Raw genomic sequence first — 14,642 nt, 5'->3', positions numbered from 1 at the left:
GTTTATTATTGTTAGCTGATTGAACTCCAGTCGAATTCGGTTTGTTTAGTTGCTTTTAGATTTTCGAGCAGTACCCGGTTTTCCTCTTTTTGCAGGAAAGGATCTCCCGATAAAACTTCGGAAGCCACGTCGCGGGCCAGTTTTAGGATTTCGCCGTCTTTGCCCAGGTTGGCAATTTTCAGGTCGAAACCCACACCGCTTTGCTGCGTTCCTTCCAGGTCACCCGGACCGCGAAGTTTCATATCCACTTCGGCAATTTCAAAACCGTCGTTGGTGCGCACCATGGTGGCCAGCCGTTTGCGGCTTTCGTTACTTATTTTGTAAGACGACATCAAAATACAATATGATTGTTCAGCACCCCGGCCAACGCGGCCACGCAACTGGTGCAATTGCGACAAGCCAAACCGTTCGGCGCTTTCAATCACCATCACCGAAGCGTTGGGCACATCCACACCCACCTCAATTACCGTTGTGGCCACCATAATCCGTGTTTCGCCCTGTTTGAATTTCTGCATGGCATTTTCTTTTTGCACCGGTTTCATGCGCCCATGCACCATGCCCACTTTTACATCGGGAAAAGCTTCGGAAATATGTCTGAATCCTTCTTCGAGGTTTTTCAAATCCATTTTTTCCGATTCCGAAATCAACGGGTAAACCACGTAAATCTGGCGGCCTTTTTCCATCTGTTGCCGCATAAAATTGTAAACCTGTTTTCTTCGGTTCTCAAAAAAGTGGTGGGTTTCAATCGGCTTTCTTCCGGGCGGAAGTTCGTCAATGACGGAAACATCCAAATCACCATAAACCGTCATGGCCAGAGTACGTGGAATTGGCGTTGCCGTCATTACCAAAACATGTGGCGGAATGAGGTCGTTTTTTTGCCACAGTTTGGCCCGCTGTGCCACACCAAACCGGTGCTGCTCGTCAATAACCACCAGTCCAAGGTTCTGGAAATTCACCACATCTTCAATCAGAGCGTGGGTACCAATCAGAATTTGCAGCGTGCTTGCTTCAAGCTTTTCGTGCAAAATTTTCCGTTCGCTGGCTTTGGTAGAGCCGGTCAGCAAGCCCACTTCAATGCCCATTCCGTTTAAAAAGTTGGAAACGGACTGATAATGTTGCTGCGCCAGAATTTCGGTAGGCGCCATCAGGCAACTCTGAAATCCGTTATCCATAGCCAGCAGCATCGTCATTAAAGCTACCAAAGTTTTTCCGCTGCCCACGTCGCCCTGCAAAAGACGGTTCATCTGCACATTCCGGTTTACATCGCGCCTGATTTCCTTTAGCACTTTTTTCTGGGCGTTGGTGAGCTCAAAAGGCAGAAAGTCGGAGTAAAATTTATTGAAGTTGAATCCAACTTTTTCGAAGCGAAACCCTTTGAATTTGTTTTCGCGGTTATGTTTTAATGCAAGTATTTTCAATTGAATGATAAACAGTTCTTCAAATTTGAGCCTGAACCGGGCATTTTTTAAATCGATTGTATTTTCCGGTTTGTGAATGATGGTGAGTGCCTCTTCGAGCGAAACAAGCTTTAGCCTTCGGGTGAGGTAATCAGGAAGTGTTTCTTTTATTTTCCCTTTGGCCAGTGAAATGAGCGTGAGCTGAAATTTGTTGATAGACTTGGAGAGCAGGTATTTTTTTTTCATGTTTTCGGTGGTCACATAGTGTGCCTGAAAAAGTCCTGCAGGTTTGAGTTGTTTTTCCTCTTCGGTTTCCATTTCTGGGTGCACCACATTAATGCGTCCGTTAAATTCCGAAGGTTTTCCAAAAACAATGTATTCCTTGTTCAGCTCCAAATGTTCCAGTTGCCATTTCACACTTTGAAACCACACCAGTTCAATGCTGCCGGTATCATCGTAAAACCGGACAGTGAGTCGCTGTTTGTGTCCGGTTCCAACGGTATCCATCGATCGGATTTTACCTTTTATTTGAATGTGTGGCATCTGGGCATGAACTTCCGAAATTTTGTAAAATTTGGTGCGGTCGATGTACTTGTACGGGAAATAATTTATCAGGTCGCCAAAGGTTTTAATTTTTAGCTCTTTTGCCAGCAGTTCGGCACGTTTGGGCCCAACGCCAGGTAAAAATTTGATATCCTGATCCAAAAAACCGGTCATAAAACAAAGATAATTAAACTGTAGGAAGAAAGGTTAAATTGAGAAATTGTGAAATGGTTAAATTGTGAAATTGAATCTTTGGTTAAAATTTCATCGTCAATTTCAGATTAAACTTCCGGTCAGTTAAATAGTTGGGCACGGCAAACTGGTCGCCCTGAATGCTGGAAACCCAAAAATAGGAAATGGTGTTGTTGATGTTTAGCAGATTGAAAACCTCGAGGCTGACCCACATATCGTTGATGTGCCTGAAAAAACTGTTTTGCATTGGATTCGACGGGCTGATGATGACTTTGGAAAAACCTAAATCTATTCTGCGATACGGAGGCATTCTGAACACATCCTGATAACGTTCGGAGTTGGGTGGACCTGTGGGCAGGCGGGCTCCGTAAAATCCTGAAAGTTGCATTTTCCAGGATGGATTTCCCGGCAGGTAATCTTGAAAAAACAGGCTGAAATTCATCCACTGGTCGGTGGGGCGGGGGATGTAACCATGACCGTCGCCTTTAATGTCTTCCTCGGTTTTCATAAGCGATAGACTAACCCAGGATTGTACGCCACTAACAAATTCGCCGTTCACTTTCATGTCCAGGCCAGTAGCATAACCCACAGCTTCATGCTCACCCAAATAGCGAATCTGTACATTTTCAACCTGATAGGGAATCAGCCGGTTCATATATTTGTAATAGGCTTCGGTGGTAAAACGGAATGGACGATCCCAGGCTGTAAAAACGTAATCGCTGCCAGCAACAATCTGATACGAACGTTGTGCTTTTGTGTCATAATTGATCGAACCATCACGGTTTTTGAGTTCTTTAAAAAACGGCGATTGGTGGTACATTCCACCCGAAAGACTAAATGAGATTTTGTTTTCCCATTCAGGAAAATAACTGATTGATATTCTGGGGCTTACTAAAAATTCATCATTAAAATCCCAGTAATTGAACCGGATTCCGCCTGTAAAATATAAATCTCCACTGCTCACAGGTACACTCCATGTGTCCTGAAAATGTCCGGTAATCCGGTTAGAACTGATTTGGCTCCCGGTGTTCAGTGTGAAATAAAGCAAAACTTCTTTATCGGAATAAGGGATTGAATAGCCTGTTGAATCGCGGTAAATCCATTCGTTGATTTTATCTTCAAAACGTTCGTGCTGAAATTTTATTCCCCAGTTTAACAGGTGGTTATCCGAGTTGTAAGCTCCTTTATGGGAAAAGCTGTAAACGTTGGCATCGAGGTAATTGCGGGCATGGTTTAAAAAAGTACCCACACCCAGGTTCAACACACTGTCGCCAAATTCTTCCGACGACATGTTCCGCTCCAGTTGATTCAGGTAATACTGTCCCAGAATATCGTAGGTTTCTTTTTCCGAAGTATTAAATGCCGAAAGAATAAATTTCAGGTTGAGATCGAGATTGGGGTGATAATTGGCCGAAAGTGCGCCCAAATACGTTTTGAAATCGTCAATTTCCTGGCCTTCAAAATAAATAGTAGTGTTTAACGGGGTTTGCCAGGTACCAAAAGTAGTTTGCCGGGTTTGCGGAACAAACCGGTACTGATTTTGGGCCATGTTTCCGAGAAACGAAAGATCGAAATTCTCCGAAAACCGATAAGTAATGTAAGTTTGAAAATCGATAAACTTTGGGTCGTATTCGCCTTTTTCATCGAGTCCGCCAAGCATATAGCTGTTTGTTTTGTAACGAATGCCCGAGATGTGTGCCAGCCTGCCTTTTAGCGCAACATCTTCGAAATGGGCTGTGGCACCGAGCAGACTCATGGAGGCCGATCCCCTGAAAACACTGGGTCTTCTGTATTTGATGTCGAGCACCGATGACATTTTATCGCCGTAGCGCGCATCAAAGCCACCAGCCGAAAAGTCAATGGTTGAAACCATGTCGCTGTTTATAAAACTCAGTCCTTCCTGTTGTCCGGCACGGATGAGGAATGGCCTGTAAATTTCTATATCGTTTACATAAACCATGTTTTCGTCGAAATTTCCACCGCGCACCGTGTATTGTGAACTGAGTTCATTGTTGGTGGAAACTCCCGGCAATGTTTTTATGAGGGCTTCCACACCGCCTGTTGCAGCATCGGGCATCACTTCCATAAAACGCGGATCAATACGGGTAACGTTACTGCTATTTCGGCGCTGTTCGGTAACAACCACTTCGGCCAGCTTTAAATCGGTGGCAGGCAGGACAATTTCCCGAACAATATTTTCTTCGGCTTTTGCATTTATTGTATCGATGAAAGTGGCGTATCCGAGTGAAGAAAAAACAACTACTATTTCCCGTTCTGCCGGAATGCGCAAAAGAAACTTTCCCTCACGGTTGGAACTGGTTCCCAACGGATAATCTTTTAACCCAATGTTCACCATGTCAAGCGGTTGGCCGTCCTGGTCGCGGACAACGCCCCTGAGGGTTGCATTGTTGCTTTGGGAAAAACCTGAAAAAACAGTAACCTGCAGAATTAATAAAATGAATAGCTTTTTTATCATCGGCACAAAACTAACAATCCAATTTATGTATCAACTTTTTATTGATAAATAAATTGTGTGTGGCAGAAAATTTTTTATTTGAGCATTTTGGGTGTAATTCTGAAAGCTAAATCTCCGGTGCGTGCTTCAATCTCGTTCCATACAATTACACTGAAATCTATTCCAACTGTAGCACAGGTTGGCATTTCATTTACACTAATTTTCAGCAGGATATTTACAAAAAAATGAAATCCGGGATTGTGCCCAAAAAAGAAAGCTGTTCCGGCATCATCCGGCAACGACTGAATGAGTTCCAAAAACTCCGAAGTGGTAAGGCCATTGTAAATGTCCTTGATTTCTCTAATCTGGCTTCTTTCAAATCCCAGATTATCGGCAAAAATTCGGGCGGTTTTAAGAGCTCGTTTTGCAGGACTTGAAATGAAGACATCCGGGTTAATTCGTTTTTTCACTAACTCGTTGCTTACAAGTTTAGCATCGTTTTTTCCCCGGTCGGTCAAATCGCGGTTAAAATCATCTTCATATCCGTAGGGAACAGATTTGGCGTGCCGCACAATTACTACCCGTTTCATAATTTTTTTCGTTAAAGTGGTTGGAATATATCAATTTCCGGCTGAGAAATTTCAATAATTTGAGGAACAATGGTTGTAAAATGTTTTGATGCGTTATGTGTATCAACAGAATTCTGGTCCCGCCATTTTTCAAGAATACAATAGGTGCGCGGGTTTTCGGTATGTTTGTGCAAAGCATATTCAATGCAACCGGTTTCTGCGCGTGAAGCTGCACCTAATCCATCAACCAGTGACAAAAATTTTTCTTCCTCTCCTTCGTTAACTTTAAATTTTGCTACAATCGATATCATACTTTTGTTTTTGCATTTATTTCAAACAAATTTAATGTATTTTGATGATTCAATTTCATTTTTTATGAAACATATCGGACTATTATCGGATACTCATGGGTTTTTGCACCAAAGACTTTTTGCCTTTTTTGAAAAGGTGGATGAAATATGGCACGCAGGTGATTTTGGAACACTTGAATTAGCTGATCAACTGTCTGCTTTCAAACCGATGAAAGGCGTTTACGGTAACATCGACGGGCAGGATGTTCGTGTTGTTTATCCACAACATCAGCGTTTTATGTGTGAGAAGGTGGACGTTTGGATTACACATATTGGAGGTTACCCGGGACATTACGAGCGGTTTGTAAAACCTGAAATTTACCGGAATCCGCCCAATCTATTCATCAGTGGGCATTCACATATTTTAAAAGTGATTTACGATAAAGAATTGAACTTTTTGCACATCAACCCGGGAGCTGCCGGTTACAAAGGTTTTCATAAAAAGTGCACCGCCGTTCGGTTTGTAATTGATGGCGAAACGATTAAAGATATGGAAGTTTGGGAGATGGACCGGAATGAAGTAATAAAAGATTAAAAATAAAGCCAGCAAATTAAATATTGAATCAGTCGCCTGGCTAATTTCCCGGTGTAATAATTGCATAATAGTTAGGAATTCCTTTTTTTGTAAAATGCAGCCACCCAATTGTTTTTGGTGGCAAATCCAATATCTTCCAACCCAACACTTTCGGCTTTGACTTTTAAATCAGGAATATCTTCGGTATAAAATCCGCTGATAAAAAGTTTGCCGTTATTGTTCAGGCTTTTTGAATAGGCAGGTAAATCGTTTAGCAACACATTTTTATGGATGTTGGCAAAAATGAAATCGTATTTTTCGTCGCGGAGTAGTGAAGCATCTCCTTTTTTTACCTTCAGGTTTTTGATGTTGTTCAATTCAGCATTTTCATAGGTTCCTTTAACCGACCATTCGTCAATGTCGATCGCTGTAATACTTTCAGCGCCTTTCATGGAAGCCAGAATTCCCAGAATACCAGTGCCGCAGCCCATATCGAGCACCTTTTTTCCTGCCAGGTTTTCTTTCAGGATGGCCTCCAGCATCATGGAAGTGGTTTCGTGGTTGCCGGTGCCAAAAGCCATGTTGGGTTCAATCACAATCTCATATTTGCATTGAGGATATTCCTTATGAAATGGTGCCCGCACCAAGCATTCGCCCCCAATAACCAGCGGTTTGAAATAGTTTTTTTCCCACACTTCGTTCCAGTTCTGGCTTTTAATAAGTTCTTTTTTAATTTGAAAAGAAAAGTTCTCATTAAAAGAATGAAGCAGATCGGTTAATGCTTTTTCATCAAATTTTTCTTTGGAAATATATGCTTCCAGTCCAGTTTCTGTTTCAACAAAGCTTTCGTAGTCAACTTCTCCCAATTCGGCAATCAAAACGTCGCGCAGCCAATCTTCGAAAGGGGTAATTCCTATTTCAATTTTAAAGTAATCCAATTTTTTAAAGTGTTGATTAATAACGTTTAAGAACTATTAATAAAAAAATTCCCGCAGATAACGCTGATTTTCGCAGACAAAAAATAATAAGAATCTGCGTTATTCTGCGAGATCAACGGGAACCTGTTGAAATAAAAAGTCTTTTTAGAATCCTTTAATTATTCCGAGGAAATCTTCGGCTTTTAATGCCGCGCCTCCAATTAATCCTCCGTCAACATCTTTGTTGGCAAACAGTTCTTTGGCATTACTCGGTTTGCAGCTTCCGCCATAAAGGATGGAAGTTTCTTCTGCAACTTCATCGCCAAATTTTTCTGCTATAATGCTGCGGATAAATGCATGAATTTCCTGCGCCTGCTCCGAGGAGGCAGTTTTGCCGGTGCCAATAGCCCAGATAGGTTCATAAGCAATCACCAGTTTTCTGAAATCGCTTTCAGGCAATTTGAAAATGGTTTCTTCCAACTGTTTTTTAACGAATTCATTTTGAGCTTCTGCATCCCGCACTTCCAGCGGTTCGCCGCAGCAGTAAATGGGAGTGAGTCCGTTTTCAAGTGCCAGCGCTACTTTTTTGTTCAGTGTTTCGCTGGTTTCTCCGTAATATTCGCGTCTTTCCGAGTGCCCAAGAATAACATATTCAGCACCTGTAGATTTTACCATTTCGGCAGAAACTTCACCGGTGAAAGCACCTTTGGCTTCGGCTGCACAGTTTTGTGCCGAAACTCCAATGCGTTTGGTGTTTACCGATTCAACTACTTTGGTCAGGTGGGTGAACGGTACGCCAAGCACCACTACAACATCGTCGGTAGCTTCTTTGGCTACCAGTGTGTCAACTGCTTTCGCCAGTTCAATTCCTTCCTGCAAATTGGTGTTGCATTTCCAGTTTCCTGCTACTATCTTCTTTCTCATTTTTCTGATATTTAGTTTATTACGAATAAATTTCTTTTACAAAATTAAGTGCTTCTGCCGGTTATTCGGCATCGTTTTTCCAGTGTTAATTATAATTAACTATTTATTGATGAATTCCTGTTCAAAATCTTCCGGCGCGGGAATATCGTTGTAATGGTATTTGGCCACAATGGTACCATTTTTTAAAACCATCAATCCCGGATTTGACCGCACAATGGTTTTTAACGTTATTTCATCGGTATTAAAAAATTCATACGGCGCTCCGTGTTCTTCAGCAAACTCAGCCGATTCATCGGGTAGGGAGGAGGTGAGGCATATAAAAGCCATTCCCTGGTCCATTGCCCAGTTTGCCAGTGTGTTAATTTCTTCCTGTGGTTTTAAACTCGATTTATTTAAATCGTAGGCAATCAGCATAAACACATAATTGTCATCATAAAGAAAAAAGTCAATGATGTTGTCACCTTCCGGCGTTTCAATTCTGAAGTCATGGATTGGCGGTTCATATCCTTCCTGAACAAGAAACGATTCCATGTCGTGGAATGCATAGTTCAAGGTATCCTGCCACGGATAATTTTCTTCGGTAAACTGTTCAACTTCGCCTGTGTTTATGTTTTTATAGTAAAAAATGTTTTCATACACATCCTGTGGTGCATCTGCCGGCGTGGCCATGGCTTCCGGAATATTTACACCCACTTTATACGGTCTGAAATCGAAAACAGGAAGGTGGTTGTAGGAATGAAAAACTATGGCTGCATAAACAACCACCGAAAGCACCGAAAGTGTGAATCCTGCTTTTTGGCCTGGCCATCCTTTCATGTTGTTTCGGTAAATAAATACAATGAAAGTAAGGACAATCAGAACTACGTTTTTATAAAATGTTTCCCAGTTTGAAATAACCAGTGCATCGCCAAAACAACCGCAATCGGTAACCGGGTTTTCAATGGCAATCCAAAGTGTTAGTCCGGTAAAAAACACCATAAAAATGAGAGCCAGCCACGAAAAAAAGCGGAGAAAGGTATTAAATAACAGTGCCACGCCAATGGCAAATTCGGCGAATGAAAGCAATACTCCAAGCGGAAAAGCAGCCCATTGTAACCATTCCAAATGCATGGCATTAAAATAATCGGTAAATTTAAAGGCTGATCCCCAAGGATCTATACCCTTAACAAAACCTGAGAAAATAAATGTAATTCCGACCAGTATGCGGGCCAAATGTTTTATAATTTTCATAGACATTCTTCTTATTTAGAGTTTTCAAAATCAATTTTTATCAGGGCAAAAACTGCATAATTTATCATATCGAGGTAATTAGCATCAATTCCTTCCGATACGGTTGTTTTTCCCTCATTGTCTTCAATTTGTTTGGTACGTTTTAGTTTCATAAGAATTAAATCGGTATAAGAACTTACCCTCATTTCCCGCCATGCCTCGCCATAATCGTGGTTTTTGTCCTGCATTAACGATTTTGCAGTTTGAAAATATTTATCGTAAAACTCCAGAGTTTTTTCTTTATCCAGTTCTAATTCCGAGGGACCTAATTCCAATTGAATTAATCCCATTATAGCGTAATTTACAATGCCAATAAATTCAGGCCGAATACCTTCATTCACTTTTGAAATGCCCTTTTCTTCAAGGCTCCTTATTCGACTTGCCTTAATATATATCTGATCTGTAAGCGATTTAGGCCTCAAAATTCTCCAGGCCGTACCATAATCATTCATCTTATGAATAAATACCGAACGGCAGGTTTTTATAACGGAATCGTACTGTTGATTTGTTTTTTCCATGTTTGTTTTAAAAAGAGGGATAAAAATAGAAAAAATTGAAGAACTTGAAGGGTTTTGTTATACATTTGTAAAACTGAATTGTTTAACCATAAAACATTTTGCGTATGCTGATTACCCAGTCTGCGGGTAAGTTCCTCAAAAGGAAAAATTCAATCAATCTGGGAGGCAAATTGATAAATTTTTCCGAACCGGTGGTTATGGGGATAGTTAATGTCACGCCCGATTCCTTTTACGATGGGGGCAAACTTACCGATGAAAAGGTGCTGCTTTCGTGGGTCGAAAAAATGGTAAAAGAAGACGTTTCTTTTATTGATGTGGGCGCTATTTCAACAAGGCCCGGAGCCAAACTTGTGTCCACCAAAACTGAGCTTGAGCGTTTATTGCCTGCGGTTCATGCCATTCGAAAAAATTTTCCTGATATTCCGCTTTCTGTTGATACTTTTCGAAGTTGGGTCGCAGTTCGGGTTATTGATGAAATCGGGCCAATTATTGTGAACGATATTTCAGGAGGAACCCTCGATTCAAAAATGTTTGAAACCATTGGGAAAATGAATGTTCCGTATATACTTACGCACATTCAGGGCACTCCACAAAATATGCAGGAAGAGCCTTATTATGATGATGTTGTAAAAGAAATATCGAACTGGTTAAGCGAGCGCGTGAAAAAACTTACAAAATGTGGGGTGAAAGATATTATTATCGATCCTGGTTTTGGTTTTGGTAAAAATATTCAGCATAATTACGATTTACTAAACCGGCTCGATTCCTTTAAAGTTTTTCAGCTCCCGGTAATGGTAGGCCTCAGCCGTAAATCAATGCTCTGGAAATGGTTAGGTATTAAACCTGAAGAAGCATTGAATGGAACAACTGTTGTAAATACCATGGCGTTGCTTGGAGGAGCAGATATTTTAAGGGTACACGACGTTAAAGAAGCGGTTGAAGCTGTTGAAATTGTAAAAGCCTTAAAATCAACTGTAGTCTGATGCCATTATTTATTACCATACGATTTCTTGATATTCTTGATATTTTACTGGTGGCTTTGTTGCTTTATCAACTTTACCGTTTGATTAAAGGAACAGTAGCTTTTAATATTGTAATCGGGCTTTTTTCACTTTACCTGCTTTGGCTTATTGTAAAGGCACTCAATATGCAATTGCTCGGCTCAATAATGGGACAGTTTATTGGTGTTGGTGTTTTGGCGTTAATTATTGTTTTTCACCCCGAAATACGAAAATTTTTGGTGTTTATTGGTACCAATTATAATGTGAACAGGGTTTTATCACTCGATAAACTTTTTGGTACGCATAAAGGTAAAACGGTTGAAAATGAACAAATTGAAATACTTGCTGAAGCTTGTTTTTCACTCTCCAAATCGAAAACCGGTGCACTTATTGTTATTGCCCGTACCTCTGAACTTGCCGATCAGATACGAACCGGGGAACTGCTGAATGCCCAGATTTCATCATCGCTATTAAGGACCATCTTCTTTAAAAACACCCCTTTGCACGACGGAGCAGTTGTTATTAAAAACAACATTATTGTTGCCGCTGGCTGTATTTTACCGCTTACCCAGCGCGATGTGGATAAAACACTTGGACTGAGGCACAGGGCTGCCATTGGCATAACAGAAAATACTGATGCCGTAGCCATCATCGTTTCAGAAGAGCGAGGATCAGTTTCTTTTGTAGATGAGGGGGACATTAAAAGAAGAATTTCGAGAGAAGTTTTAATCGAATTATTGGAAGAAAGTCTGAACAAGCAAAATTGATCATCAAGTCACTTCCTTAATTATTATCCCAATTTTTTATGAACAGAATTTGTGAATTATTCAATATAAAATATCCTGTAATTCAGGGTGGTATGGTTTGGTGCTCGGGATGGAAACTGGCTTCAGCCGTTAGCAATTGCGGTGGTCTCGGATTAATCGGTGCCGGTTCCATGCATCCCGAAATCCTGGAAGAACACATATTGAAGGCACGTAATGCTACTACCAAACCTTTTGGCGTGAATGTGCCATTGCTTTATCCCGAAACTGAAAAAATAATGGAAATTATTGCAAGGAATGGTGTGAAAATAGTATTTACATCGGCCGGAAGTCCAAAAAAATGGACGGCGTGGTTGAAAGACAATGGGATTACCGTAGCGCATGTAGTTTCAAGTTCAATGTTTGCCGAAAAAAGCGAGGCTGCCGGAGTGGATGCCATAGTTGCCGAAGGTTTCGAAGCAGGAGGTCATAACGGAAGGGAGGAAACCACAACATTAACTTTAATTCCTTCGGTACGAAAAGCAACCAGTTTGCCTTTGCTTGCGGCAGGTGGCATTGGTTCGGGCCAGGCAATGCTGGCAGCAATGGTTTTGGGTGCCGATGGTGTTCAGATTGGTTCGCGCTTTGCAGTTTCTGAAGAATCTTCAGCGCATCCGGCATTCAAACAACATATTTTAAATTTAAGCGCAGGCGGGACAAAACTGGCTTTGAAGAAACTGGCTCCGGTTCGATTGGTAAAAAATGCTTTTTTTGAACAGGTGGACGAATTAGAGAAACGTGGTGCCTCCGCAGAAGAATTAAGCAGATTGCTGGGAAGAGGCCGTGCTAAAAAAGGTATTTTTGAGGGTGATCTTGAAAACGGGGAATTGGAAATTGGTCAGGTTTCGGCAGAAATTCACGAAATATTACCGGTAAAAATCATTATGGAAAACCTGATTTCGGAATATAAATCGGCGGTCAAAGGAATATTAGCAGAAAAGAGGTTCAATTTCTGACTTTTTTATGCCAATTTACTCGTAAGGTGAATATAATCAACCGAATGTAGTCTCGTCAATCTGGTATTTGTTTCTATCAGAAGAACTGCGCGAAATCAATTCGCCCAGAAACCCCCCCATGAAAAATTGAGCCCCGATAATCATTGCGGTAAGTGCAATGTAAAAATAAGGGCTGTTGGTAAGTAGGTTGCCCACAATTCCGTGTTGCAATTGAATAATCTTTTCCACTCCCAAATAAATGGCAGCAGCCAGTCCGATTAAAATCATTAAAATACCTAAAATGCCGAAAAAGTGCATCGGCCGCTTTACAAACCGCGAGATAAACATTACCGAGAGTAAATCGAGCGGACCGCGGATAAAACGTTCAATTCCGAACTTGGTTACGCCATATTTCCGTTCGCTGTGAACAACTACTTTTTCGCCAATATTATTGTACCCGGCCCATTTGGCCAAAACAGGAATGTACCTGTGCATTTCGCCATAAACTTCTATGCTTTTTATTACATTTTTCCGGTAAGCTTTCAGCCCGCAGTTCATGTCATGTAATTTTATGCCAGACATTCGCCGAACGGTCCAATTGTAAAATTTACTTGGCAGGTTTTTGGTCAGGATCGGATCGCGGCGTTTCTTTTTCCAACCCGAAACTAAATCGAAACCCTCTTCCTTTATCATCCTGAAAAGTTCGGGAATCTCATCAGGGCTGTCCTGCAAATCGGCATCCATGGTAATAACCACATCGCCTTGTGCTATATCAAACCCGCAATAAAGTGCAGCAGATTTTCCGTAGTTTCGTCTGAATTTTATCCCTTTAATGTTGGGGTTTTTTTGCTGAAGGTTTTCTATTACCTGCCAGGAATTGTCCTTACTTCCATCGTCAATCATAACAATTTCATAAGAATAATCATTTTGGTCCATTACCTTTTTAATCCAATCAACCAGTTCAGGTAATGATTCTTCCTCGTTAAATAAAGGGACAATTACGGAAATATCCATTCTTTAATATATTTCTTCTTCTGTATTATTCCGAAAAATCTTCCTGGGGTTTTTTCTGGGTAAAAATGGAAGTGATCAGAGAAATAACCAATCCAATAAGTGCCCCTCCGAATATTGCCATCACAAACATTATGGCTGGCTTCTGAAATCTTGTGGCTACATTAATAGCCATATCTAATTGTTCTTCAGGTACGTTGCCTTGTCTTACTATTTGTTCCTCAATGGAAAGCCTCAACTGTTCCTGCAACGAAGGATCAATAATCGCATAAAGTAAATAGGTGTAAAAGCCGGAAATAATGGACGCAAACACCATCGTAAGTACACCAATTCCCAGTGCCTGTCCATAAGTCATTACTTCGCCCAGCACTTTTCTGTAGCTGAGTTGCGCTATAATTACGCCGGCAATCATTACTCCATAACTAACCCATTGAGCCGATTTGGCGAACGTATTCCCGGTTGCATAATAAATAACGGAAACGAGTATCATAGCTATGCCCAGATACAGGCCATAAGTAAGTGATGATTTCCAGAGAGATACGGGTTTTTCTTCCATAACTATTTTTTTAATAAAGGTAAAGTTTGATGCAAATATATGTTTATTTGACCGTAAATTTGCCGGGAAATTAAAATTTTCTACTTTTGCACCCGGGTAAGTCCTGTGCGACCAGCTCCTGCTGAATTCCCCCAGGGTCGGAAGGCAGCAAGGGTAGGCGGTTGTAGCGGTGCGACACAGGTAGCTTACCCACTTTTTTTTTGAAAAAAATTAAGGCGATGAAAGATTGAAAAAAGTTTTGCAGAATTAAAAATTAATTCTTTTCTTTGCGCCGCTGTTTTCGAAAAGCAAACGTTCTGAAAGTGTTGAAAAAATAGGCCGAATTAGCTCAGTTGGTCAGAGCACGTTCCGCCGGTTGGCGGATCGGGGTCCTCAGTTGGTTGGTTGAAAACGACAAGTAGATTTGAAATATTGTAAATAAGCCGAATTAGCTCAGTTGGTCAGAGCACGTGATTTGTAATCTCGGGGTCCTCAGTTCGAATCTGAGATTCGGCTCAAAAAAAATCGGGGGGAGATACCGAAGCGGTCAAACGGGGTCCCGAGTACTCGGGATAAATCTGTTGGCAAAGCCGGTATTACATCCGGAAGTTCTTAAAAAATATCGGGGGGAGATACCGAAGCGGTCAAACGGGGCAGACTGTAAATCTGTTGGCAGTGCCTTCGGAGGTTCGAATCCTCCTCTCCCCAC

The 14,642-nt window shown here is 41.3% G+C and carries 14 protein-coding genes, 2 tRNA genes and 1 other RNA gene; 7 read left to right on the top strand and 10 right to left on the bottom strand.

Going from position 1 to position 14,642, the window contains the following annotated elements; genetic code table 11:
• Nucleotides 1–11: 11 nt before the first annotated feature.
• The 4 genes from recG to ACESMA_RS15840 all read right to left on the bottom strand — a co-directional run bounded on the left by recG (nucleotide 12) and on the right by ACESMA_RS15840 (nucleotide 5,467).
• Entirely contained in the window at nucleotides 12–2,114 is a 2,103-nt protein-coding gene (gene recG / locus ACESMA_RS15855; protein WP_372949830.1) for an ATP-dependent DNA helicase RecG, read from the bottom strand.
• A gap of 82 nt (nucleotides 2,115–2,196) precedes the next feature.
• Nucleotides 2,197–4,608 carry a TonB-dependent receptor gene (locus ACESMA_RS15850; RefSeq protein WP_372949829.1) on the bottom strand — a complete coding sequence of 804 codons (2,412 nt, stop codon included), beginning with the start codon at nucleotides 4,606–4,608 and terminating at the stop codon, nucleotides 2,197–2,199.
• A 74-nt stretch (nucleotides 4,609–4,682) separates the two neighbouring features.
• On the bottom strand, nucleotides 4,683–5,177 hold the full coding sequence (locus tag ACESMA_RS15845; protein ID WP_372949828.1) for a SixA phosphatase family protein: 495 nt from the start codon (nucleotides 5,175–5,177) through the stop codon (nucleotides 4,683–4,685).
• 11 nt (nucleotides 5,178–5,188) lie between these two features.
• Nucleotides 5,189–5,467 carry a putative quinol monooxygenase gene (locus ACESMA_RS15840; RefSeq protein WP_372949827.1) on the bottom strand — a complete coding sequence of 93 codons (279 nt, stop codon included), beginning with the start codon at nucleotides 5,465–5,467 and terminating at the stop codon, nucleotides 5,189–5,191.
• Nucleotides 5,468–5,531: 64 nt separating this feature from the next.
• Here ACESMA_RS15840 and ACESMA_RS15835 point away from each other — a divergent pair, with 64 nt between their 5' ends.
• Nucleotides 5,532–6,041 carry a metallophosphoesterase family protein gene (locus ACESMA_RS15835; RefSeq protein ID WP_372949826.1) on the top strand — a complete coding sequence of 170 codons (510 nt, stop codon included), beginning with the start codon at nucleotides 5,532–5,534 and terminating at the stop codon, nucleotides 6,039–6,041.
• Nucleotides 6,042–6,112: 71 nt separating this feature from the next.
• On the opposite strand, the gene prmA is transcribed toward ACESMA_RS15835, so the two are convergent.
• The 4 genes from prmA to ACESMA_RS15815 all read right to left on the bottom strand — a co-directional run bounded on the left by prmA (nucleotide 6,113) and on the right by ACESMA_RS15815 (nucleotide 9,648).
• Nucleotides 6,113–6,958, bottom strand: a complete 846-nt coding sequence (gene prmA / locus ACESMA_RS15830) for a 50S ribosomal protein L11 methyltransferase (protein WP_372949825.1) — start codon at nucleotides 6,956–6,958, stop codon at nucleotides 6,113–6,115.
• A 144-nt stretch (nucleotides 6,959–7,102) separates the two neighbouring features.
• Nucleotides 7,103–7,861 carry a triose-phosphate isomerase gene (tpiA, locus tag ACESMA_RS15825; RefSeq protein ID WP_372949824.1) on the bottom strand — a complete coding sequence of 253 codons (759 nt, stop codon included), beginning with the start codon at nucleotides 7,859–7,861 and terminating at the stop codon, nucleotides 7,103–7,105.
• A 99-nt stretch (nucleotides 7,862–7,960) separates the two neighbouring features.
• Nucleotides 7,961–9,091 (bottom strand): BT_3928 family protein, encoded by a 1,131-nt coding sequence (locus tag ACESMA_RS15820; protein ID WP_372949823.1) that lies wholly within the window; start codon nucleotides 9,089–9,091, stop codon nucleotides 7,961–7,963.
• An 11-nt stretch (nucleotides 9,092–9,102) separates the two neighbouring features.
• Entirely contained in the window at nucleotides 9,103–9,648 is a 546-nt protein-coding gene (locus ACESMA_RS15815; RefSeq protein ID WP_372949822.1) for a DUF1599 domain-containing protein, read from the bottom strand.
• Nucleotides 9,649–9,752: 104 nt separating this feature from the next.
• Between ACESMA_RS15815 and folP the strand changes: the two genes are divergently transcribed.
• Genes folP through ACESMA_RS15800 form a run of 3 tightly spaced genes read left to right on the top strand, consistent with a single transcriptional unit; the run spans nucleotide 9,753 to nucleotide 12,408 of the window.
• Nucleotides 9,753–10,631: a dihydropteroate synthase gene (gene folP / locus ACESMA_RS15810; protein ID WP_372949821.1), complete on the top strand. Its 879-nt coding sequence runs from the start codon at nucleotides 9,753–9,755 to the stop codon at nucleotides 10,629–10,631.
• On the top strand, nucleotides 10,631–11,416 hold the full coding sequence (gene cdaA / locus ACESMA_RS15805) for a diadenylate cyclase CdaA (RefSeq protein WP_372949820.1): 786 nt from the start codon (nucleotides 10,631–10,633) through the stop codon (nucleotides 11,414–11,416). Before folP ends, cdaA begins: the two co-directional genes overlap by 1 nt.
• Nucleotides 11,417–11,454: 38 nt before the next feature.
• Entirely contained in the window at nucleotides 11,455–12,408 is a 954-nt protein-coding gene (locus ACESMA_RS15800) for an NAD(P)H-dependent flavin oxidoreductase (protein ID WP_372949819.1), read from the top strand.
• A 36-nt stretch (nucleotides 12,409–12,444) separates the two neighbouring features.
• On the opposite strand, the gene ACESMA_RS15795 is transcribed toward ACESMA_RS15800, so the two are convergent.
• Both ACESMA_RS15795 and ACESMA_RS15790 read right to left on the bottom strand, forming a co-directional pair.
• The gene (locus ACESMA_RS15795; RefSeq protein WP_372949818.1) at nucleotides 12,445–13,401 is read right to left on the bottom strand and encodes a glycosyltransferase family 2 protein; all 957 of its coding nucleotides are present in this window, start codon (nucleotides 13,399–13,401) and stop codon (nucleotides 12,445–12,447) included.
• A gap of 25 nt (nucleotides 13,402–13,426) precedes the next feature.
• Nucleotides 13,427–13,954 (bottom strand): DUF4199 domain-containing protein, encoded by a 528-nt coding sequence (locus ACESMA_RS15790; RefSeq protein WP_372949817.1) that lies wholly within the window; start codon nucleotides 13,952–13,954, stop codon nucleotides 13,427–13,429.
• Nucleotides 13,955–14,048: 94 nt separating this feature from the next.
• On the opposite strand from ACESMA_RS15790, the gene ffs reads away from it, so the two are divergent.
• The 3 genes from ffs (at nucleotide 14,049) to ACESMA_RS15775 (ending at nucleotide 14,641) form a co-directional block, all read left to right on the top strand.
• Nucleotides 14,049–14,148: signal recognition particle sRNA small type (gene ffs / locus ACESMA_RS15785), an RNA gene on the top strand.
• A gap of 227 nt (nucleotides 14,149–14,375) precedes the next feature.
• Nucleotides 14,376–14,449, top strand: a tRNA-Thr gene (locus ACESMA_RS15780).
• Nucleotides 14,450–14,559: 110 nt separating this feature from the next.
• Nucleotides 14,560–14,641 (top strand) — tRNA-Tyr (locus ACESMA_RS15775).
• Nucleotide 14,642: the final 1 nt, after the last annotated feature.

This window comes from Mariniphaga sp. (genome assembly GCF_041687215.1).
GTDB lineage: Bacteria > Bacteroidota > Bacteroidia > Bacteroidales > Prolixibacteraceae > Mariniphaga.
The sequence above is the reverse complement of the archived record's forward strand: the minus strand, read 5'-3'. Positions and strand labels throughout refer to the sequence as shown.